This is a genomic window from Butyricicoccus sp. AM27-36 (genome assembly GCF_003480945.1).
Lineage (GTDB): Bacteria > Bacillota > Clostridia > Oscillospirales > Butyricicoccaceae > Agathobaculum > Agathobaculum butyriciproducens.
This window is the reverse complement of sequence record NZ_QUJR01000001.1, coordinates 403,305-425,131: the sequence shown is the minus strand read 5'-3', so window position 1 is coordinate 425,131 and position 21,827 is coordinate 403,305. Positions and strand designations below refer to the sequence as shown.

Here is a 21,827-nt window from a genome sequence, read left to right as displayed (position 1 = left end):
TATGCTTGAAATCATCAAGGACCCGACCTTTGCCGAGCGCAATATTCCGCTCGGTATCCTCGAAGTCACCTATCCCGACCGTTCTGCATGGGATATAACGAAATTTTACGACCTTGTTCACGCAGAACTGGATGCCCTGCGCGGAAAGTATGCCGACTACGACCGCAAGGCTGTTTTCGGTGAAAATCCGTATTTTCGCTTCTTCAAGAAGTTTAAGAAAACCTATCCGGTCATGCAGCAGTTTGAATCCGTGCTGTTCAAGGGACGTCCGTTCCCGGAGGAGGACCCGGTGATGGGGGTTCCCTTCCTGCTGGAGCTGACCACGTTCGTACTGTCCGGCACGCATGACATCGACCGCATGGACGGCCCGCTGACCATCTTCACGCCAAGCGAAAAGCTGCCGTTCCTGGGTATGCGCGCCGCAAGCACGCATACCTACCCGAAGGACATCTGCGGACGCGATAACTCGGGTATCATTTTCAGCATGATCGCCGGTGCGGACGACCGAACCTGCATCCATCCGGACAGCCGCCATGTGTTCCATCCCGTATTCGGCACGCCGGATACCGATAAGGCGGTTATCGAGAACGCACTCCGGCGGCTCGAGTTCTTCGTGAAGGTTCTGGCGCCGAATGCGGTCGCAGAAAGCACAATTCTGTAACGAATTTACACTCAGGTTTTCGTAGGGCGGGGTGCCCTCAGAATAGTTTAACCCCTAACTGCAAAACAAAAAAAGCTCTCTGAACAAAGTTCAGAGAGCTTTTCTTATCTGTGCTTACTTTTTCAGCGTTTTTGCAAAGCTGTCCTTGAGGGTAACAATGCGGTTGAATCGGCCGCTCTCGCGGTCCTTGCAGTAATAACCCATGCGGACAAACTGGAAGCGTTCGCCTTCCTTGGCATCAGCCAGCGACGGCTCGAGCTTGCAGCCGGTCAGCTTCTTGAGCGAATCCGGATTGAGGTAATCCAGATAATCCGTGCCCTCCGGTACGTCATTAACGTTCTCGAGGGTGAACAGATTATCGTACAGATACAGATCCGCGTCGATGGCGTGCTCGGCAGATACCCAGTGAATGGTGCCCTTGACCTTGCGGCCGTCCACCGGCATACCGTTGCGAGTCTCAAGATCAGCCGTGCAGCGGATTTCCACGATCTCGCCGTTATCGTCCTTGACGATCTCGTTGCACTTGACGATATACGCGCCCATCAGACGAACCTCGCCGTCCGGCTTGAGACGCTGGAACTTCGGAGGCGGAACCTCCGCGAAATCGCTCTTTTCGATATACAGCTCACGGGTGAACGGAACCTTGCGGCTGCCTGCTTCCTCGTTGCGCGGATTGTTCGGCACTTCGAACTCCTCGCACTTGTCCTCCGGGTAGTTGGTGATAACCAGCTTGACCGGCTCGGTGACTGCCATGCGGCGCAGCGCGGTCTCGTTCAGCTCCTCGCGGATGCAGTGCTCGAGCAGCTTGATGTCAACCAGCGAGTTGGCCTTTGCGATGCCGGCGCGCTGTACAAAATCGAGGATAGCGCTCGGCGTGTAGCCGCGGCGACGCAGCGCACACAGCGTAGGCATACGCGGGTCGTCCCAGCCCTCAACGTGCTTTTCAAATACCAGCTGGCGCAGGTAACGCTTGGACATAACGGTGTGCGTTACGTTCAGGCGGGCAAACTCGCGCTGCTTGGGATGATGCGGCAGCGGGCAGTTATCAACCACCCACTCGTACAGCGGACGGTGGTTCTCGAACTCAATCGAGCACATGGAGTGCGTGATGCCCTCAAGTGCGTCCTGAATCGGGTGTGCAAAGTCGTATAGCGGATAGATACACCACTTATCGCCCTGACGGTGATGATGTGCACGCACGATGCGGTAAATCGCCGGGTCGCGCAGGTTCATGTTCGGACTTGCCATGTCGATCTTGGCACGCAGCGTCTTAGAGCCGTCGGCAAACTTGCCGTCGCGCATGTCCTGGAACAGCTGGAGGTTCTCCTCAACCGAACGGTCACGGTACGGACTCGGCTTGCCCGGCTCGGTCAGAGAGCCGCGGTACTGGCGCATTTCCTCCTGCGTCAGATCGTCAACATACGCCTTGCCGTCCTTGATCAGCTGTACCGCGCAGTTAAAGCAGGTTTCAAAGTAGTCCGAGCCGTAGTACACACCGCCGCTCGGCTCCTCGCCGGTCAGCCACTTGATGTCCTCCCAGATGGAGTCTACATACTCGGTATCCTCCTTGACCGGGTTTGTGTCGTCATAGCGCAGATTGAACAGGCCGTTGTATTTTTTTGCGATAGACCAGTTGATGAAGATCGCCTTTGCCGAGCCGATATGCAGATAACCGTTCGGCTCCGGCGGAAAGCGGGTGTGGATGCGCTCGGAAAGACCGTTCGCAATATCCTCATCAATAATTTCGGTCAGAAAGTTATTTACGTTTTCCATCATAATTATTTCCCCTTGATTCAATCAGGAATTCGTTTTATTGCAGGGCGGGACACTCCGGAGCGGCTTCTCTTGCGGCTATGCCGCAATTCACCTTCTGCCCTTCACCCCGCCCTACGGTAAGCGTTTCATCATTACGGAAGTAATTCCCGATTGCAATTTACAAATCAAAGTGCCTCAGCGCACTTGGACAGACGCTCGAGCACCTTTTCCTTACCCAGAATACCCATTACGGTCTGGAGATCCGGTGCGTTCTGGCGGCCCGCCACTGCTACGCGGACAACCATGGACACATCACCGACGGCGCCCTTATAGGCGGACGGGTCAGCCTTATACGCCTTGGTATCGGCTGCATAGCCGTGTGCAGAAGCGATCTGCTTCATCTTGTCGAAGAAGCCGTCCGGCGTATCGTTCTCGTCGAACATGCCTGCAAAATCGCTCAGAATTGCCTTGGCGTCCTCAGCGGAGACGCGCTCCGGCATGGTGTAATCCGGCTGGAACAGCTCGTCGAACATGAAGTCCATGTAGCCCTTGGCATCCGACCACAGCGCAAGGTCCTTGCGCGGCTTTTTGCCGCCGCGGCCGATGGCGAGGTACGCCTTGGAGAATGCCGGGTCACGGGTCAGCAGTGCGTTAAATTCCTTGTCGTTGACAGCAGACCACTCGGCAACAAAGTCGTAAACCTGCTCTGCCGTCATACGCGAAATAACGTTCTTGGAAACGTCGCGCAGCTTTTCAATGTCAAACAGCGCGCCCGAGCCGCTCATCTTCTTGGTGGTAAACTGGAAATCGTTCATCGGCAGATCGGGATTTGCGCGGCGCCACTCCTCGAAGTTGGAGTTGAGGAGCGTCATCAGGTACTCGAGAACCGCCGGTACCGGATAGCCCTCCTGCGCGTAGAACGTCAGCGCCAGTTCCGGGTCCTTGCGCTTGGACAGCTTGCGCTTGCCGCCGGTCTCCGGGTCGATCTTCATCAGCTGGGCGGTGTGTGCGTACTTGGGCGCCTTCCAGCCCATCGCGCGGAACAGCTGCAGGTGTACCGGCAGCGTTGCCAGCCACTCCTCGCCGCGGACAACGACGGTCGTGCCCATCAGATGGTCGTCCACAACGTGCGCAAAGTGGTAGGTCGGGATGCCGTCGGACTTGAGGATAACCACGTCCTGATCGTTCTCGGTGACTTCCATCTTGCCCTTGACGAGATCCTCGTGGCGGATCTTGTGCTCAATGCTGCCCTCCGAGCGGAAACGGACAACATACGGCGTGCCCTTGGCAAGCTCTGCCTCGATGTCCTCCATCGGACGGTCGCGCCATACGGCGTACTTGCCGTAGTAGCCGAAGTTTTCCTTGTTCTTCTCCTGCTGCTCGTGTGCAGCGGAGAGCTCCTCCTCGGTGCAGAAGCACGGGTACGCCATGCCGCGCTGCACGAGGGACTTGACGAAGGTCTGGTAGATCTCGGCACGCTGGCTCTGTCGGTACGGACCGTAGATGCCGGTCTCACCGTCAGTCGTTGCACCCTCGTCGAACGGCAGGCCGAACGACTTGAACGCGTCGATGATCATCTGCACGCCGCCCTCTACCTCACGCTTGCGGTCGGTATCCTCAATACGCAGATAAAATACACCCTTGGACTGGTGCGCCAGGCGCTCATCCACCAGTGCACCGTACAGGTTGCCGAGGTGCATGAAGCCGGTCGGGCTCGGGCCCATACGGGTTACCTTTGCGCCCTCGGGCAGCTCACGCTTGGGATAGCGGGCCTCCATCTCCTCCGGCGTGGTATTGATATGCGGAAACAGCAGTTCCGCCAAACGGTTGTAATCCATTTATTTCTCACTCCAACTCGTTAGACTGCGCGGAGACGCGGTTTGTGCGCTCCACGAGTGTTTTTCCCATAATAGTATTATTTTAGCACAATGCAGCCTTGTACGCAAGATATAAAGCCAGTTTTAATCGCTTGTTTTGCCGCTTGCGAAGCGAACGGAAATTGCGCTGACGCCGCGCGGGCGCACAAGAGGGTAGACACCTGCGGTTTCCACCCTCTTGTGAATCACCCCTTTCCCTTGGAGGGTCTGGCGCAGATTGCCGACATGTGACCGCTGCGAAATACGGGGAACGGCAGAGGATTTTTTCTCTGCTGCGGACGAACTACCTTCGGAGTCCGTCCTCTTGAGCAACCTGTTCGCAGTGTCAGATACCGTTCTGCTACACAGGTCGGCTACTTCCAGCAGGCGCGGCATAGCAGTGCCGCGCAACTCGTAAGTCTGGAGTTTGCGGACAGCACCTACGGATTAGGCGTTCGGTGCAATTTATTCTCGCAGGTGCCGTGCGTTACAACGTGCCAAGGATTCGCGCGACACGGGCATGTCGCGCCTGCGTAGAGTAAACCGTATGTGTAGCAGTACGCTGTCTGTGAACTGCGAAAAGGCGGAGAAAGACACGCTGAGGTAACCCGACTGCCGTTCCCCTATTTCGAAGCGGTCGCCGCTCTCCGATTTTCGCCAGGATAAGAAATAAGGGAAAGGTAGGAGTTCAAAGAGGAAGGGAAACCGCAGGTGTCCCTTCCTTTTTGCCCCCTGCGGCGGGCGCCGCAGTCTCCCGCGCTCCGCAGAGCGCAACTCTCCGCTGAGGTTCAGCGAAAACCTCCCCGCCCGTTAGGGGCGAACACGCTGACGCAGTTCGCGCACCCCGCTCAGCCGGTGCTGAAAAAACTCCCGCCCGGACAGAGCGTATTGCTGACGCAACTCGTGTGCCCCAGTGCGTCGGTGCAGAAGAAACAAAGAAAAACGGCACAGCTTACGCCATGCCGTTTCTGTTTTACGGATTCTCCGCCGGAGCATTCGTACCGTTCGCCGTATTCGGCCGCTTCGCCGCGTTATTGTTATCTCCGGTCACGGCGTCTGCACCGTCGCGGATGGCGTTGCCTGCCTCATCCATCGCGTCTCCGACGGCGTTGCCTGCATCGTCCACGCCGTTGCGAACATCATCACCGACGGTATTCGTGTTGGTGTCGTGCCGCTCATCAACAGCGTTGTTGGTGCCGTTGTTGGTGCCATTGCCGTTGTCTGTGCCGTTATCCTTGCTGTTGCTGCCGCAGCCGCAGACGAACAGCATCGTCAGCGCCGCCAGCAGGGCGATCAGCTTTTTCATAGCAGTCCCTCCTAATCTGTTTTCGTTAGTATGAGGCTGCTTTTTCAAATTTATGCACCGAAATCAATTTTTTTAAGATGATGTAATACGACCGAGCAGGTCAGCCCCGTCACCAGTCCGAGCGGCACGCTCATCACGAGCAGGAACGGCAAATATGCGATCACGGCCCAGTTTTTCAGCCAGATCACAGCCGCTGCCATCTGCCCGATATTATGCGCCGCGGCGCCGCCTACGCTCACGCCGAACAGTGAGCAGAATCTGCCTTCGGCTTTGAGCAGGATTCCCATCACGATGAGCGACAGCAGGCCGCCGAACAGCGAGAACAGGAACGCCGACACGCTGCCCATCAGCAGCGAGGAAATGGCAACGCGCGTTACCACGATGGCGAATGCGTCTCTCGCGCTCAGCCGCGTGAGCGCAAACAGCGTCACCACGTTCGCTAGCCCTAATTTGACGCCGGGCACGGGCACGATGGCATCCAGCGGGAACATACGCTCAACCAGCGAGAGCACAACAGCCATCGCCGCCAGCATACCGCAGAGCGTCAATCGTTTTGCATTTTTCATGTGCTGCACCCCTTACGATGCCACAGCGTCGATGCCGCTGTCATTCACGCCGACCAGCTTGAGCACCACGCGGTGAGGCAGACAGACCGCCGCCTGTCCGGCATGGGTAAGTGTACCGGTGCGCACGCACACCTGATCCCGACAGTCCGCGTCCGCCATTTTCGCTGTTTTGCCCGAGAGCACAATGGTGTTGCCGTCCAGCTTGATCGTGCGGTCGGTCGCATCGGTCAGCTGCACCCGCTCGATGAGCGTATCGTTCTGCCAGACCTCGGCGTACAGCTTGTCGCCGGAGCTGTGGAACGCCAGCGCTGCCGCCAGTGCGCCTGCCATCACCAGAACCACGCCAATGATGATAAAATCACCGAATTTCAGCTTATTCCGCATAGGTGTATCCCTTTTTCTCGCCGAGAAACTCAAACGTGCAGTCCCCTGTCTTGGATGTGGTGTACACCTGCTTGTCCGAGGTGATGAACACGGCCGCAATCTTGTTTTCCTCGCAGAATTTCATGCCCTTATCCAGACCCATGACGAACAGCGCCGTTGTCAGCGCATCCGCCTTGGTCGAGCAGGGATCAATGACGGTCACGCCGCGCAGGCCGCTGTCCGCCGGATACCCTGTTGCGGGGTCAAAAATGTGGTGGTAGCGTTTGCCGTCCTTTTCAAAAAAGCGCTCGTAATCACCCGAGGTAACAACCGAGCCGTCCCGCAGCGACACCACCGCAATCGAGTCCGTGTTGTCGTCCGGATCGGCAATGCCGATGTTCCAGTTGTCCGTGCCGCTGTCTGCGGTTTTGCCGCCGTACATCTCGACATTGCCGCTCAGCCGCGCCAGAACGTGCCACTGATCCGAGGTGTCGCTCTCCACCATTTCGTGCACGATGTCGCCTGCGTAACCCTTGCCGATACCGCCCAGATCGACCTGTGCGCCATTCAGCAGCTGCACCTGATTGTTGCCGAGCAGCTTGACGTTCTGATAGCCGACATGCGTCAGCGCTTCATCAATCTCGCTCTGCGCGGGCACACGCGCGTTGTCCGTGCCGATGCCCCAGAGGTCGGTCAGCGGCGCCATCGTCGGGTCAAACGCACCGTTTGTCATCTCGGCGTACTCGAGCGCCTTCTCAAGCGCGGTGTAGGTGTCATCGCTCACCTCGGTCGGCTGACCGTTCGCGTGGTTCAGCTTGTAGAGATCGCCCGCCTGCTGCGTGCGCGAGAGCGCCGCGTCCAGCTGATTGACGCGCTGCTCGATCTTAATCGCCATGTCCTCTGCCGCGCTTTCGCTCTTTTCGCTCGACACATCGACCGACATATAGGTGTCCATCGCAAAAAAGTCCTCGGTGGTAGTATAAAGCTGTGCACTGCTGCCGCTTGAGCCGCAGCCGGACAGCGCAAGCAGCAGCATCGCCGCTGCAAAATAGCGTTTCATAGCATTGCTCCTTTGTTTATACAATACGAAATCACTGTACATTATACCGCACGTTCCCGCAGCGCGCAAGTATCATATAAGACAAAAAACAGCACCGAACCGTCGGCTGTCGCGAAACTACAGTTTCGCCGACAAGCAGGAACGGACCGTGGGCCGTTCCAAAGTCGTCCGAAAGTTCCTATACAGAAACTTTCTCCCTCCAGAAGTTCCAAAAGGGTGATACATGCTCCCCCTTTTTGAGCATTTGCAGAGCAAATGCTATTTCATGCGCGCTGCCGCGCGATACCTGAAACAACAAATTCTAAACTTTAGGTATAAAAAACAGCACCGAACCGCAAAGTTCGATGCTGTTTGTGACTTATGCAGCCAAAGGATTAAAGGCCAAGCTCCTTCTGGAGAGCCTCGATCATTTCCTTGTACTCCTCGTCCTTCAGGATAACCGGCTCCGGATTGGTGATGGCAAAGCTGCCGCCGAACTCAAAGCCGCCCTCGTACTTCGGTACGATGTGGAAATGCAGGTGCGGATTGCTGTCGCCGAACGAACCGAGGTTGATCTTGGTGCAGCCCCACAGCTTCTTAATAGCGCCGGAAGCAGCAGCCAGATCTGCACAGTAATCGTTGCGCTCCTGCTCGTCGCACTCGCACAGCTCCTTCTTATGGCTCTTGAGCGCCAGTGCGCAGCGGCCCTTGTGTGCCTGATCCTTGAACAGGTACAGGGTACCTGCCTTCATGTCGCCAACCTTAAACATGATTGCTTCGCGGCCCTCATGGTGCTCATCACAGTAAAAACAGCCCATTGTTATGATCTCCTTCATGTATAAATTCTCCGGCAGGTCACACCCTGCCGTAATCTATCTTTATTATACAACGGCCCGACCGGGATTTCCACTGTTTTTTATATTGCGTACAAATTCGTATCCCAAGCCGGAACATAAGGATGGTGACGCAGATACAGCCGGTAGTTCGGCTGCAGCGCATGGATGAGCAGCGGCAGCTGAAAGAAATCCTCACTGCGGTGATAGGCAGCAACGTTCAGCTTGGGTGCGTACTGCCGAATGGTTTTCTCGGCGCCGGCGATGGCTTCGCGCTCTGCGCCCTCCACGTCCATTTTAAGATAGGTGCACGGGCGGCCGGACAGCACGCTGTCGAGCGCACGCATCTGCGTCTCTTTGCCCTGCCCCGCTACGCGGGACTGGCGGCCTGCCTGATCGGTGAAGCATTTGACCGTGTCCTCGTTCCACGCGCCCGCCTGCACGAGCGTAACATCGCCCGTGATATTGGCACTCGCCCACTCATTCAGCTTGCGGAAGCTGCGGCGATCGGGTTCGAGGGCGGTAACGGACGCAAACTTGCCGTCCGTGTAGTGCAGCAGCTCGCGGATGGTGTCGCCGTTGTATGCGCCGAGGTCGGAGAAATGCTCCTCTGCGGTCGGGCGCAGAAGATTATGAAATACCTCATCCTTGTCGGATTCGCTGTGGCGCAGGTATTCCATTTTGCCGGACAGCTTGAAGCGCACCGTATCGAGGAAAACCTCACGCGACAAATCATCCGCCAGAAGATCATACGCCCGCTGCATCTCGTCCTGATGCACGCGCACGAAATCCTCATCGAACAGCGGTCCCTCGACCACCGGAACATCCGGCGCCACCACGTCGTATTTGTCCTCGAGGGCATACATCAGCTGCAGCACCTCGGGTCTCTGGCTGGCGAACGCAATCACGATTACAATGTCCTCGCCAAGCTCGGCTACCGTGTCCGACAGCTTGCGCACGCAGAACCCGTGGAACAGGTTGCCGCGGGCAAATTCGTCGCTCGCAAACACCGCGGATGCGCGAATGCCCAGACGGTCAAACTGCGCGAGTATCTTGTCTGCGCCGTCGCCCATGCCGTACAGCGCGATCGGGCGCGTTTCCTGCTGCAATCGGCGCCAGACCGACTGCTCTAACGATAAAAAATCCATAATTTCTCCCATTCTATATACAAATGACATTTATCTAACTTTTACCGTAGGGCGGGTGCCTCACGGTAGTTGTTTAATCCAATCCGCAGAATTGATATTGCGCTAACCGGATAAAACGGACGCGCAATGCGCGCCCCTACAATATTTTACATGGTACAGCATAATAAACCGACCGGAACACCGTATCTGTTTTCTCCCTACTATTATACGAAAACCGCCTGCGGATTGTAAAGCCAAAATTTTGCTTGTTTGCGGTTGCGGATTGCGCTCCCTTCATATATAATTATAATTAGTGAATGAGAGGTGTGTGGTGTTATGTCCAAGCCGAACGGTATTGTGGCAATGAATCCGGAAAAATACCGCGAGATCGACGGCGTTGTGTTCGATGAAGCCAGCTATGCGCGGCATTGCCAGCCAAAAACCGAAGAAGCACCTGCACCCGAGACCGCACCCGAAGCAAGCGAGCCGGCACAGTCTGCCGCACCAGCACCTGTTTTCGCGGTGGACCCCTACCCGGAGGGCTGGTATCCGGCCGATGACGAGCGCCCGCCGGTGCCCATCATGGGCGGCGCTGTCCCCTCGACAGCAGGTGAGGAAACCGCTGTCTCCGCATCCGGCGAAACCACCGTTATACAGACCGTTTGCGTGCCGTGCGGCTCAGGCTCCGGCTCGTATGTGACCTCGTACACCACCTCTTACCGCACCAGTTATTCCGGTTCCGGATCGGGTTCGTTCCGGTTCGGTTCCGGCTCGTGCCCGGTCGGCGGCTACGGATTGGAGCTGATCTGATGCAGGCGTTCCACTCCAACTGGACAAGACCATTTTTCATCCGCAATCCCCATATGGAATACCGAATCGAGCCGTTTGAACTGCTCACGACCGCGCTTTCCGCGCTCGAGTGGCGCAGAGAGAACGGTTCGATCCGCATGATCTGCGACACACCTGCCAAGCGTTATTATGAATCGCTCGGGCTTTGTTTTTTGTGGGATGACGGCGTGTATCCCCTGTTGGACACCATGCCCGAGGACATAAACGCCACAGCCTTCTGGGCGGCCGGCAAGCTGTACGCGCTCTCCGCTGTGCCATCGCCGTGCGTGATGCTTGATACAGATTTCATCTGCTGGAAATCCATCAGTAATCTGCTCGACGGACCGGACACCGCAGCCATCCATCGTGAGGACATTACGCCGTCCATCTATCCGGATCAAACGGCATTCGCCAAAACCGAAGGCTTCCCGCTTGATTCATTTGACTGGACGGTACAGCCGTTCAATACCGCGCTCGCCTATTTCGGCAATGACGAGTTCCGACGGTACTACACGGACACCGCCATTCGGTTCATGCGCTGCTCACCGGATGCCGATGACGCACTCACTTACATGGTGTTCGCCGAGCAGCGGCTGCTTGCCATGTGCGCCGAGAAAAAGCACGCGCACGCGGCTGCTCTCAGCGACCTGCCTGCGCTGTTCGGCGGTGCGCAGAACGGATATTTTACCCATATCTGGGGCTTCAAGCAGCAAATGCGGGAGAATCCCGAGTTGTATGAGGATTTCTGCAGACGGTGTGCCGCAAGGCTGCAGAAGGACTTCCCGGAGGAATCCAAAACGATTGCGAAAATCGCGGAATTATCTCCGTTTTTTGCATAAAAAAAGACAGCCTGTCGGCTGTCTTTTGCTTTTTGTTTACGGAAAATGCAGCTATGTTCATTCTCCATTTTCCATTCTTCATTCAGAATTTACCGCTTCTCCCATGTCCGCCGCTGCTGGTATGGCTGACGCTGCCGGAAAATCCGGCTCCGCCGTGACCGCCGCCGGTCGGGTTGTTATTATTGTCATTCCGCGGAATCTGCCGCCGCTTCTGCGAGGTATAACGGTAAATATCGCGGCTGAGCGTCAGATTGAGACCGCCGTTTCCCACATACTGGTTTGCGGTCGTCTGTGTACGCACGGATTTCATCTGCGAACGGAACACCATGCACACGATCAGCGCCGCCACGCACGAAATGAGCAGCGACAGGCCGAATGCACCGCCGAGCGAAAACGAATCGTCCGCTGTGTCTTCCTGCGTACTGTCCGAAATCTCGACCTCATTATGCACCGGCACACCGGCTTCGCCGCCTTCGGCGACATGCTGCAAATACCACTCACAGCCGGAAACGAAGTCCGAAAAGCCGCCGTACCAGTCGTCGTTTCCGAAATTATCCAGGAAATACGACTCCAAATCCTGCTGGACCGCATCGCTGAAAATCTCTTCGGCTTTCGCACCGTGCGCATAGGTCGCAAAATCGCGGTCATCCAGACTGATGAGCAGCGCCACGCCGTCGCCGTCCTCGCTCGCACCCAGATCAAGCTCGTTGTAGAGCTGCTCCGCCGCGTCGTAAGCGCCGTCGCCGTACGGCGTGTAATCGTCAATCGTGATGATGCCGACGCCGATGCTGTACTTCTCCGCGATCGCTCTGGTCTTTTCCTCGAGCGTGTCAATCTGGGTCTGCGTCAGCACCTCTTCATAGTCGAACACGCGCGGCTTATCTGCCGACGGGTCAATCGAATCCGTGCCGCCGAGCTGTGCGGTCTGGTCAGTTTCCTCCGTCTGGGTGGTCGAGGTGTCGCTCTCATCCGTTATATCGTCCTCAACCGCAAAGGCCGGAAATAGCAGCAACAGCACTGCCAAGAGCGCAGCCAGACGCAGTTTTCTCTTGTTTTTCATCTACGCCGCCTCCTTACAGAAAATACAGCAGCGCCGTCAGCACCGCAGTCATAGGCGCGGCAACGGCGGCAAACAGACCCCAGAACCGCTTTCTGTCCACCGGCAGGTCACCGACCATGCGTCCGGTCTGACCGTTCATCGCAAACATGTAATTCTTGCCGTTCCAGCGGGTATTCAGCATCCAGACCGGCAGCAGCGCGTAATGCACGCCGGTGCGTTTGAGGTGAATGTCCTCGCCGGTCGGCATGACCGAGGTATACGGACGGCCGTTTCGCGCAGTTCCCTGCAGCGCATCCGACAGCGACTGCCGACAGCGTTTGTCCGCGCGGCTGCTGCTCTCCTCGATGGAAACATCGAACTTATCCGCGAAAAATCCGGGCAGATAGGCGGTCGAAAACGGCTTCAGGCCGGCATAATCAAACGGCTCGATGGAATCCATATAATCATCCGGCATCTTGCGCGATGCATCCACCGGCACGCGGCTGAACGGCAGCGTGCCCGCGCGCTGAACCTCGTAAAAGCTGGTCTCGGTGATTTCCGTGTCTCCGTGACGGAACACGCGCGTGGTCGTCGCCATGTAATTCGCGCTGCCTTCGGCTTCGCCGTCAAACAGCCAGAACGGCACATAAATGCCGCGCAGCTCCTCGATATGGTTATTATCGCGGAACAGCTTGGGCAGCAGCAGCTTTCCCTTGTAATGCTGCTTGAGCGCGGAAACCGCATCCTCCTTGCTCAGCTTGAACGGCAGTATGTAGTCCGGCTTGAGAATGCCGCTGAACTGCTCGGGAATGACGGTCGGGTTGCCGCAGTACGGGCACGAGGTCGCCGCCGTGGTCTCCTCGCAGATCAGTTGCGCACCGCAGGACGGACAGCTGTATACGCGCATCTTGTCTGCATCCGTACCCCAGTCCTCATCTGCGGAGGACTGCCATTCGCCGGTGTCGCTCCCCGTCTCCGGCTGAGAAGCGGCCTGCTGTTCCTTTTCGGCGTACAGCTTTTCGATCTCTGCCGGGTCAAATGACGAGCCGCAGTAGTCGCATTGCAGCCGTCCTGCGGCGCCGTCGTAGTGCAGCGGTCCCGTACAGGACGGGCATTGGTAGTTTGTTGCTTTGTCTGACATTTCTATCCTCCTTCGGAGAATCAGGAATTAGTAATTATTTTATGGTGAACGTGTTCCGTAGGGGCGGCCAGCGGCCGCCCGTGTAAACCATCTGCATACCGTTTGATTTCGGGCGCACAATGTGCGCCCCTACGTTTCATTACTAATTTCTCGTTTCTAATTACTAATTTCTTGCTTTTCCGCACTCCGAGCAAAACTTTCCCTGATTGACTGCGCCGCACGAGCACGTCCAGGTCGTATTCTCCGGTCGGGGCTTTCCGCACTCGGAGCAGAATTTTCCGGTATTGACCGTACCGCAAACGCATTTCCAGCTGTTCTGCTCGGGCTTGGGCCTGCCGCAGCCCATGCAGAATTTTCCGGTATTGCCGGTCTGTCCGCACGAGCACGTCCACTCGCCTGCCGCCTGCGCCTGCTGCTGACCCATTGCGTACAGATTCTGCACGCTGGCGCCGCCTGCCTGACCGGCCATATTCATGCCCATGAACGCCATCGCCGGACCTGCGTTCGCATTCGCTGCCGCAGACTTCATCGCCTCGGCCTGCGCGTGCACGAGCGAGCCTGCCGCACGGGTCGGATCACGGTAGGCAGCCTCGCGCTGCATTTCCTTGATGGTCTTTTCGTCCTCCTCGTCTGCCTTGACCGAGTTGACGCCGAACGACACGATCTCGATGCCGCGCAGCTCACGCCACTTGGACGAAAGCTGTTCGTTGAGCGCGTCCGCAATCTCCATCGTATGCGCGGGCAGCGCCGAGTAGCGCACACCGTTTGCACCAATGCGCGCAAAGGCGGGCTGCAGCGCGGTCAGCAGCTCGCTTTTGAGCTGGCTGTCCAGATTTTCCCGGCGGTATTCCTCCGCCATGTTGCCGCACACGTTGGTATAGAACAGCATGGGATTGACAATCTTGTAGCTGTACTCGCCGAAGCACCGCAGACCAATGTCCATGTCGATGCCCGCCCGCTCATCGAGCACGCGGAACGGCACCGGAGACGCGGTTCCGTACTTGTTGCCGGTCAGCTCCTTGGTGTTGAAATAGTAGACGCGCTGCGTGCGCGGCGCTTCTCCGCCGAACGTGAAGCGCTTGGCCATGTTGGCGAACATTTTGCACACGCTGTCACCGAACGAACCGGCGAAAATAGTCGGCTCGGCGGACGAATCGTAGACGAACTCGCCCGGCTCGAACGCGGCTTCCACGACCTTGCCCTGATCGACGATCATCATCGCCTGTCCGTCCGCCACCGCGATGACCGAACCGCTTGTGATGATATCCTCGTCACCCTTGGTGTTGCTCGACCGCTTGGTGACCTTTTTGCGGCCCTTGACCGCGAGCACATCCGCGTTTATCGCATCACAGTAAAAATATTCCTTCCACTGGTCAGCCAACACACCGCCGCCCGCGCCTGCTGCTGCTTTAATAAGTCCCATTTGACATTCTCCTTTTATCTGATAGAGTGCCGTTGTTTTACAATCTATACCTTAGTTCAAGAAATCCTATTTCCAGTTTACGTTTTTTCAGCGCAAAGCGCAAGTCCATTCACACACATTTCACATTTTTGTCAAGATACGGTTGTGCCATGCTATTTCTTTCGCTTTTTCGTAGACTTTCGACGTGCGGTGTGATAAAATAAGATATCTGCATACCGCATATTTCGGAGGCGGTACTGTTTGGAGGAGTAAACAATGGAAGCGAACAAGGAAAATCAGCAGAGCATTGAACAGGCGTTCAATCAGGCTCTGGACGCATATAAGGCAGGCAATTTTGCTGAAGCGGCCGGTCAGTGGCTGGCTCTTGCGGAGGACGGCTGCGCACCGGCGCAGCGTGCGCTCGGCTCGCTGTATGAGCGCGGACAGGGCGTGGAAAAGAATACCGAAAATGCCTTTGAATGGACAAAAAAGGCGGCTGAGCAAAACGATCCGGTTGCTATGTTCAATCTGGCGTGCTACCATGACAAGGGCTTCGGCGCGGAAAAGAACCAGCAGACCGCGCTCACCTGGTACCGCAAGGCCGCTGAATACGGTCATCCGGAGGCTGCGGCACTGATCGCCAGCCTGATCGAGACGGGCGACCGCGGTTTGGAGAAGGACATGGACGAGGCTGTCCGCTGGTACCAGATTGCCGCAAACCGCGGCAACGTACTGGCGATGGGCCGTCTGGCATGGCTGTACAGCACCGGTACCGGCGTTCCGCAGGATGCGACCTTCGCCTTCCAGTATTTTCTCAAGGCCGCTCAGGGCGGCAATGCAGCGTGCATGATGAACACCGCCATCCTGTACGCACGCGGCGAAGGCACACCGCATGACGCGCACGAGGCGCTCTACTGGGCCGAGCAAGCCAAGAAGCATGGCGCTCCACAGGCCGAGCGGCTCATCAATGCCATCAAGAAGAACGGATAAGATCGAAAACCGGCGTTTTTACGTCGGTTTTTCTTTTTTGCAGGTCAGATCAAGCGGCACAGCTCATTTTCCTGTATCATGCAGGGACAAGGAGGGATTTTCATGCAAAACTGGCACGACAATGTTCTGCGGCTGATTGCCGAGATTGACCGCTGTATCCGTGCGCGCGAGGGCGAAACGCTGACACTCGCGCATTTAGCCCGACTGCTTGACTGTTCGCAGTCGCAGGTTTCGCACACATTCGCAACTACGAGAGCATCGGTTACTGGGATTTTATGCAAAAGCAGGCTCGCATTCCCGGAGCGGATTTAGAAACGGTCAACGCCTTCCTGCGGCAGCTTGCCCCCCGAAGCCGAGCAGCAGATGGCGTTCGTGAACGAGCCGAGCGGCCGCCGGCTGCTGCCTGGATACCGCATCCGGTCGTGTGTTCTATTTTGTGCACGATTGTGTACGTTTCTGGAAGTATATCCGGCCTGTTGTTCGATTTTGAAAAAAACAGTTGAAATTCCTTCTCGATGGTGATATAGTTATACAGTTACTCATTTTCACCGATTGGAAAGGAATTTCATGACATTTTATCAGGAATTACAGGTCAATCAGGCAGGCTCAAAGAAAATCATCCGCGAGAGTGCGTCACAGCGCGAAAAGCTGTACCATATTGCCGTATACTTGACCAAAATTGCGATAACCGTCGCATTCTGCTTTATTTTCGTTTCACTTTACAGTCTGGGCTTCGGCGCGGACAACAGCATTGTCGGCGTAGTCGTGCTGCTGTATCTGCTCGTATTCCGCAGCGCACATCTGTGCATTCGCACAGGACAGTCCACGCTGCTGCTCGCCGGATTTTTCGGCATTATGGCCGTCGGACCGCATGCAGCCAATCTGGCCGGCCCGGTCGGCGGATTGTTCATCAATGCTGCTGCGATTGCCCTGCTCATTCTGTTCGGCTGCCACGAGCCGAGAATGTTCAATCAGTCCACACTCGTGCTCGGCTATCTGCTGTTGTATGGTTACGATGTGAGCGGGCACGCCTATCAAATGCGCCTGTTTGGACTTGCTGCCGGTGCGCTTCTGGTCTGCGCGGTATTCTATGGCAACCATCGCGGCAATGCCTATGAGCTCTGTGCAGGAGATATCCTTCCTGCTTTCGATCTGCGCCATCCGCGCTCCAAATGGCAGCTTTGCCAGATCATCTGCGTTCCGCTCGTGCTTTTCCTCGCAGAGCTGAGCGGCATGCCGCGTGCGATGTGGGCGGGCATTGCCGCCATGAGCGCAATCCTTCCCGCGATGGACGATATGCGCTACCGCGTTCGCTGGCGTATCATCGGAAATATCGCAGGTGTTTGCTGCTTTTTAGTGCTGTATTTTCTGCTTCCGTCCTCGATTTACGCCTATATCGGCGTGATTGGCGGCATCGGTGTCGGTTTTTCTGCGAAATACGGCTGGCAGGCCGTGTTCAACACGTTCGGTGCGCTCGCTATTGCAACCAGCGCGTACGGACTCAAAAGCGCGGTCGGTCTGCGTGTCGCGCAGAATATGTTCGGCGTGGCGTTCGCGCTGCTGTTCTGCCTGATCCTCCACCGCATTTTCGCCCGCTGGGAGCGCTCTGCGAGCTGAGCAAACAGCCGTTCTGTGCAAATGCACGGAACGGCTGTTTCTTTTTTGCGCATACCGTCAACCATTTTTCTAAAATCAGTTGACATTGCAGTAAATCTGTGGTTTAATGCAATAAGCAAAACAACGAGGAGGAACTCCCAATGAGTGACATTTCCAGCAAGCCCGCACAGCGCAGCGCGTTTTCCGTGCGCGACATCTGCTATTCCGGACTGTTCGCGGCGGTCATCGCGATCATGGCGCAGATTTCCATTCCGATGCCCGGCGGCGTACCGATGACCATGCAGACGTTCGCAATCACACTGGCGGCTGTCGTACTCGGCGCCAAGCTGAGCACAGTTTCATGCGTAATTTATCTGCTGCTCGGTGCCGTCGGCGTACCGGTGCTCGCGAACTTTTCCGGCGGTTTTGACAAGTTTATCGGTCCTACCGGCGGTTTTCTGATCTCCTTCCCGCTGATGGCGTTTATCATCGGCTGGGGCGCCGATCACCGTCATGCATTCCGCGGCGCGTATGTCATCGCGCTGATCGTCGGCACGATTGCCAACTATGTTGTCGGCACGGTGATGTTCTGCGTACTCATGAACAGCTCGATCGCCGCAGGCGTGACCGCATGCGTGCTGCCGTTCATCCCGACCGCTGTCATCAAGGCTGTTCTTGCAACCGTGATCGGCTTTCTCGTTCGCAAGCGCATCCCGGGGCTCAAGGCATGATCCGGCTGCGCCCGCATCATCTGCTTTGCACACAAGGCTACTCCGGCAAGGGCTACAGCACAGAATTTGTGCAAAATATGAGTGCGATTGTGCATTCTCTGCGAAATGTACCGGGAACCCGAATCCGGCTTGTCTTTGGCTCGGATTCTCTGTGCGCGCACTGCCCGCATCACACCGCTGACGACCTGTGCGAAGCACAGGAAAAGGTCTCTCGCTTTGACCGAAAGACGGTCGAATACTTTAATTTGCACGAGGGCGTGTATGTTTATCAGGACCTGATCCGTGCAATCGACACACAAATGACACCGGCCATGCTGGAGGATATTTGTCGCGGATGTGCGTGGTACCCCGTCAGCGCCTGCAAAAAGAATATCTGCGGAAAATGAAATGAGGCACACCGAAAGGTGTGCCTCAGCTTGTCGAAAAAGTCAGATTTCTATTTTGTGCTTTGTGCGACAGCACGTATAAAATAGAATTTGCGCAGCAAATTCATAAAAACCGGGGGCATGTACCTCGGTTTTTATACAAGGGAAGAAAAAATGTGTCCGGAGGACGCGGTTTTTCTTCAGCATTCGATCGAAAGCGTGGTTTCGATCGAGAGGCTGCCCGAAAAACGATAGTTTTTCGACAGCCTCAGGCACACCGAAAGGTGTGCCTCTCCCCCTGTCGTCCGAAAACATGTTGTCACTTCTCACAATTTATCATGTCCAGTTTCAGACATTCCTACAAATTTCCATCAAGATATTGACAACCACCTTCAAGGTGGTTATTCTTATCTTATAACAAACACCTTATAGGTGATTATCAAAACAGAGGTGAGGCCAATGAAGCGCTTTAAGCTGTCCAACTCCGAGGAAATTCTGATGGACACCTTATGGCGGGAAAACCGTCCGCTCACAACACTGCAGCTTGCCGAAAAAATTACGGAAGCCAGCTGGAACACCAATTATATCGACAAACTGCTCGGTCAGCTTGTCAAAAAAGGCATGGTGCAGGTTAGCGGCCTGCTGCAGAACGGACGCTATCAGTCGCGGCAGTTCGTCCCCTGCTACACCAAGGACGAATTTCTGGCGAACATGCTCGAGGAGCAAGGCGTGAATCAGGCACTGTTTGCCCGAATCGCCGTGGCGTTGTTCAAAAAACCTGCCAAATCAAACGAATCCGAGCAGGAAGAAAAGCTGATTGCCGAGCTGGAAAAAATGGTCGATCAGTACGAAGCTGCGCTGCAGAACAAAGAAGATAAATAATATGCAAATAACCCTGTTTTCCTTTATATCTGCGCTTTTGTGGAGCAGTTTGTTGATTATTGTAATCTATCTTGTGCGGCGCACACGCTTCCGGCCGCATTTCGGCGTGCTGACTATGGTGCTGCTTTACCTGTTCTGCGCCGCGCGTCTGCTGCTGCCGCTCGAGTTTCCGCACGCAGTGATTGTGAGCGACAGCGTCGTGTATCCGCGCATTTACAGCTTTCTGGCGCGCAAGCCCGATTCGGTCACGCACCTGCCGGTCGGACTGCTTTTGTGTGCAATCTGGCTGCTCGGCACAGTTTTTCTGCTGATTCGTTACGCGCTGCAGTATCGCAAAGCCATCCACGCTGCGCGACAAGCCAAGCCATGGGACAGCCGCACGGCTTTCCTGCTGAGCGAAATCCGGCGGCAGACCGGCCGCACCATCAAAGTTCGCGGACGTACAGCCGCGAATATCGAATCCGCCTTTGGCGTAGGTGTGATGCGCCGGTACATCATTCTGCCGGACAAGACGTACACAGATGCCGAGCTGCACTACATTCTGCTGCACGAGTACACGCATTTTCTCAACCATGATACGGCTGTCAAGCTGCTCGTAACGCTGTACTGCATCATTTTCTGGTGGAATCCGGTCGTATACCTGCTGCATAAGGATTTGGAACAAACGCTCGAGCTTAAGTGTGACCGTGCGATTGCACAGACGCTGAATGCACAGGAACGCACAGCCTATCTGCGCGCCATCCTCGCCGCAATGAAGCAAGGCTGCACACAGCAGCCGGTGCCGCAGCCGTCCACGGCCCTGTTTCGCGCCGAGGCGGACAAGGCCATGCGGGAGCGGTTCACCGCCGTGCTCGCCTGCGCGGAGCAGCCGAACGACCGAACCGCAAGTGCCGTACTCATCGGCAGCTTTGCTGTCCTGCTGGCACTGTCGTATGCGGTGCTGCCGCAGCCAGCATTCGAGCCGCCGGCCGAGCCCGACAGCAGCTCGACCGTCTATTTTGACGACGAGAATGCCTATCTCAAGCAAAGTGCGGACGGACGATACTGGCTGTGCATTGACGGCCACAAGCCGTATGAGCTGACAGAAGGTGACGTGCAATTTTATCTGGAGCACTCGGTTTTCAAATATATCCGCGAGACCGAGCAATAAAAGGCAGCTGCCGAAGGATAGCGGCAGCACAGAGAGTAAAAGCAAAATGTGGGACGAAATAGAAGCAGCTGAGATGTGGGGTCTCAGCTGCTTTTGTGCAGACAAAAGAAAAAGCCACTCAAAATGAGTGGCTTGGTGGTGGACATTAACGGGTTCGAACCGCTGACCTTCCGCACGTCAAGCGGATGCTCTTCCAGCTGAGCTAAATGTCCAAATCAGGGATGGCGGCTGCCATCCCTGTTGGCTGCAAATTTTTACTTGGTCTTGCTGCGGCCCAGATACTCACCGGTACGGGTGTCGATCTGGATGCGCTCACCCTGCTCGATAAAGATCGGAACCTTAACAACAGCACCGGTCTCAACGGTAGCGGGCTTGAGTACGTTAGTAGCAGTGTTGCCCTTAACGCCCGGCTCGGTCTCAGTGATCTCGAGCTCAACGAACAGCGGCGGCTCAACTGCGAAAACGCTGCCCTTGTAGGAAAGAACCTTAACGTTCTCGTTCTCCTTCACGAAGCGGAAATCGTCGCCCAGAGTATCCTTGCTGATCGGAATCTGCTCGTAGGTCTCGTTGTCCATGAAGTAGTACAGGTCACCTTCATTGTACAGATACTGCATCTCGCGGCGCTCTACGAAAGCCTCCTCGAACTTAGCAGTCGGGTTGAAGGAGGTCTCAGTAACCGCACCGGTTACGACGTTCTTCATCTTGACACGAACAAAAGCAGCGCCCTTGCCCGGCTTTACATGCTGGAACTCAATAACCTGCTGTACCTGACCGTCCATTTCAAAAGTTACGCCGTTACGAAATTCACCTGCGGTCATAATCGCTATGCCTCCAAATAATAGTATTTTTTACATCATTAAGCATCATTCGACTGTTCATACAAAACAGTGCTTGTATATAATACCCTATTTTCGCGTATTTTGCAAGAGGGTAACGCATATTTTCTTGAAAATTTTTATCGCGGTGGAACTCGGCGCTTTCCTGCACTGGTTGACCGGGGCATACGAACTGCCGCAGGCGGGTTCGGCCTAACGGGGCGGCTCCTTTTCCTGCACCGGCGGACCGGGGTACTCGAACTGCGTCAGCGGGTTCGCCCTGACGGGGCGGCTCCTTTTTCTGCACCGGCTGACCGGGGTGCTCGAACTGCGTCAGCGGGTTCGCCCTGACGGGGCGGCTCCTTTTTCTGCACCGGCTGACCGGGGTGCTCGAACTGCGTCAGCGGGTTCGCCCCTAACGGGCGGAGAGTTTTTCGCTGAACCTCAGCGGGGGGATTCGCCGCCGCTGCGGCGGGAGCGTGCCGCGCCCCGCGGCGGAGACGACGCCGTACCCACGGCGGTGGGCAAAAAGGAAGGACAACC

General features: G+C 56.2%; 22 protein-coding genes and 1 tRNA gene. 10 read left to right on the top strand and 13 right to left on the bottom strand.

Features of this window, described 5'->3' with window-relative positions; genetic code table 11:
• Position 1 precedes the first annotated feature (1 nt).
• Positions 2-661, top strand: coding sequence for a hypothetical protein (locus DW724_RS01990; RefSeq protein WP_118760474.1), 660 nt, complete (start codon positions 2-4; stop codon positions 659-661).
• Positions 662-775: 114 nt separating this feature from the next.
• Here DW724_RS01990 and DW724_RS01985 read toward each other — a convergent pair whose 3' ends face one another.
• The 8 genes from DW724_RS01985 to DW724_RS01950 form a co-directional block, all read right to left on the bottom strand.
• Complete coding sequence (locus DW724_RS01985; protein ID WP_118760702.1) at positions 776-2,434, bottom strand: glutamine--tRNA ligase/YqeY domain fusion protein; 1,659 nt, start codon at positions 2,432-2,434, stop codon at positions 776-778.
• Between the two features lie 167 nt (positions 2,435-2,601).
• Complete coding sequence (gene gltX / locus DW724_RS01980; protein WP_118760473.1) at positions 2,602-4,254, bottom strand: glutamate--tRNA ligase; 1,653 nt, start codon at positions 4,252-4,254, stop codon at positions 2,602-2,604.
• A 991-nt stretch (positions 4,255-5,245) separates the two neighbouring features.
• Positions 5,246-5,578, bottom strand: coding sequence for a hypothetical protein (locus DW724_RS01975; protein WP_118760472.1), 333 nt, complete (start codon positions 5,576-5,578; stop codon positions 5,246-5,248).
• A 50-nt stretch (positions 5,579-5,628) separates the two neighbouring features.
• The gene (locus tag DW724_RS01970) at positions 5,629-6,144 is read right to left on the bottom strand and encodes a Gx transporter family protein (RefSeq protein ID WP_118760471.1); all 516 of its coding nucleotides are present in this window, start codon (positions 6,142-6,144) and stop codon (positions 5,629-5,631) included.
• Positions 6,145-6,156: 12 nt separating this feature from the next.
• Positions 6,157-6,528 (bottom strand): NusG domain II-containing protein, encoded by a 372-nt coding sequence (locus DW724_RS01965; protein ID WP_118760470.1) that lies wholly within the window; start codon positions 6,526-6,528, stop codon positions 6,157-6,159.
• A complete protein-coding gene (locus DW724_RS01960) occupies positions 6,518-7,567 on the bottom strand; it encodes an FAD:protein FMN transferase (RefSeq protein ID WP_158580183.1) in 1,050 nt (349 codons plus the stop codon). Before DW724_RS01960 ends, DW724_RS01965 begins: the two co-directional genes overlap by 11 nt.
• Before the next feature lie 374 nt (positions 7,568-7,941).
• Positions 7,942-8,382 (bottom strand): HIT family protein, encoded by a 441-nt coding sequence (locus tag DW724_RS01955; RefSeq protein WP_227108968.1) that lies wholly within the window; start codon positions 8,380-8,382, stop codon positions 7,942-7,944.
• 80 nt (positions 8,383-8,462) lie between these two features.
• Entirely contained in the window at positions 8,463-9,527 is a 1,065-nt protein-coding gene (locus tag DW724_RS01950) for an FkbM family methyltransferase (protein WP_118760468.1), read from the bottom strand.
• Positions 9,528-9,842: 315 nt separating this feature from the next.
• Here DW724_RS01950 and DW724_RS01945 point away from each other — a divergent pair, with 315 nt between their 5' ends.
• Positions 9,843-10,316, top strand: a complete 474-nt coding sequence (locus tag DW724_RS01945; RefSeq protein WP_117487925.1) for a hypothetical protein — start codon at positions 9,843-9,845, stop codon at positions 10,314-10,316.
• Positions 10,316-11,173, top strand: coding sequence for a hypothetical protein (locus DW724_RS01940; RefSeq protein WP_118760467.1), 858 nt, complete (start codon positions 10,316-10,318; stop codon positions 11,171-11,173). Before DW724_RS01945 ends, DW724_RS01940 begins: the two co-directional genes overlap by 1 nt.
• An 82-nt stretch (positions 11,174-11,255) precedes the next feature.
• Here the strand turns inward: DW724_RS01940 and DW724_RS01935 are convergent, their stop codons facing one another.
• The 3 genes from DW724_RS01935 to DW724_RS01925 form a co-directional block, all read right to left on the bottom strand.
• Complete coding sequence (locus DW724_RS01935; protein ID WP_118760466.1) at positions 11,256-12,233, bottom strand: TPM domain-containing protein; 978 nt, start codon at positions 12,231-12,233, stop codon at positions 11,256-11,258.
• Between the two features lie 13 nt (positions 12,234-12,246).
• A complete protein-coding gene (locus tag DW724_RS01930) occupies positions 12,247-13,353 on the bottom strand; it encodes a hypothetical protein (RefSeq protein ID WP_110437103.1) in 1,107 nt (368 codons plus the stop codon).
• 163 nt (positions 13,354-13,516) lie between these two features.
• Entirely contained in the window at positions 13,517-14,776 is a 1,260-nt protein-coding gene (locus DW724_RS01925) for an SPFH domain-containing protein (RefSeq protein ID WP_118760465.1), read from the bottom strand.
• A 255-nt stretch (positions 14,777-15,031) separates the two neighbouring features.
• On the opposite strand from DW724_RS01925, the gene DW724_RS01920 reads away from it, so the two are divergent.
• The 7 genes from DW724_RS01920 (at position 15,032) to DW724_RS01885 (ending at position 20,469) form a co-directional block, all read left to right on the top strand.
• Positions 15,032-15,745: a tetratricopeptide repeat protein gene (locus tag DW724_RS01920; protein ID WP_118760464.1), complete on the top strand. Its 714-nt coding sequence runs from the start codon at positions 15,032-15,034 to the stop codon at positions 15,743-15,745.
• Between the two features lie 102 nt (positions 15,746-15,847).
• Positions 15,848-16,057, top strand: a complete 210-nt coding sequence (locus DW724_RS15395) for a hypothetical protein (RefSeq protein ID WP_117752055.1) — start codon at positions 15,848-15,850, stop codon at positions 16,055-16,057.
• A 255-nt stretch (positions 16,058-16,312) separates the two neighbouring features.
• Positions 16,313-17,362, top strand: coding sequence for an FUSC family protein (locus DW724_RS01910; RefSeq protein WP_118760462.1), 1,050 nt, complete (start codon positions 16,313-16,315; stop codon positions 17,360-17,362).
• Positions 17,363-17,502: 140 nt separating this feature from the next.
• The gene (locus DW724_RS01905) at positions 17,503-18,072 is read left to right on the top strand and encodes a biotin transporter BioY (protein WP_117487942.1); all 570 of its coding nucleotides are present in this window, start codon (positions 17,503-17,505) and stop codon (positions 18,070-18,072) included.
• A complete protein-coding gene (locus tag DW724_RS01900) occupies positions 18,069-18,458 on the top strand; it encodes a DUF1284 domain-containing protein (protein ID WP_118760461.1) in 390 nt (129 codons plus the stop codon). The genes DW724_RS01905 and DW724_RS01900 overlap by 4 nt, the downstream gene beginning before the upstream one ends.
• 438 nt (positions 18,459-18,896) lie before the next feature.
• The gene (locus DW724_RS01890) at positions 18,897-19,319 is read left to right on the top strand and encodes a BlaI/MecI/CopY family transcriptional regulator (protein WP_118564293.1); all 423 of its coding nucleotides are present in this window, start codon (positions 18,897-18,899) and stop codon (positions 19,317-19,319) included.
• A gap of 52 nt (positions 19,320-19,371) precedes the next feature.
• Entirely contained in the window at positions 19,372-20,469 is a 1,098-nt protein-coding gene (locus tag DW724_RS01885; protein WP_158580182.1) for a M56 family metallopeptidase, read from the top strand.
• Positions 20,470-20,605: 136 nt separating this feature from the next.
• Here the strand turns inward: DW724_RS01885 and DW724_RS01880 are convergent.
• Both DW724_RS01880 and efp read right to left on the bottom strand, forming a co-directional pair.
• Positions 20,606-20,681: transfer RNA gene (locus DW724_RS01880), tRNA-Val, on the bottom strand.
• Positions 20,682-20,723: 42 nt separating this feature from the next.
• Positions 20,724-21,290: an elongation factor P gene (efp, locus tag DW724_RS01875; protein WP_110437112.1), complete on the bottom strand. Its 567-nt coding sequence runs from the start codon at positions 21,288-21,290 to the stop codon at positions 20,724-20,726.
• Positions 21,291-21,827: the final 537 nt, after the last annotated feature.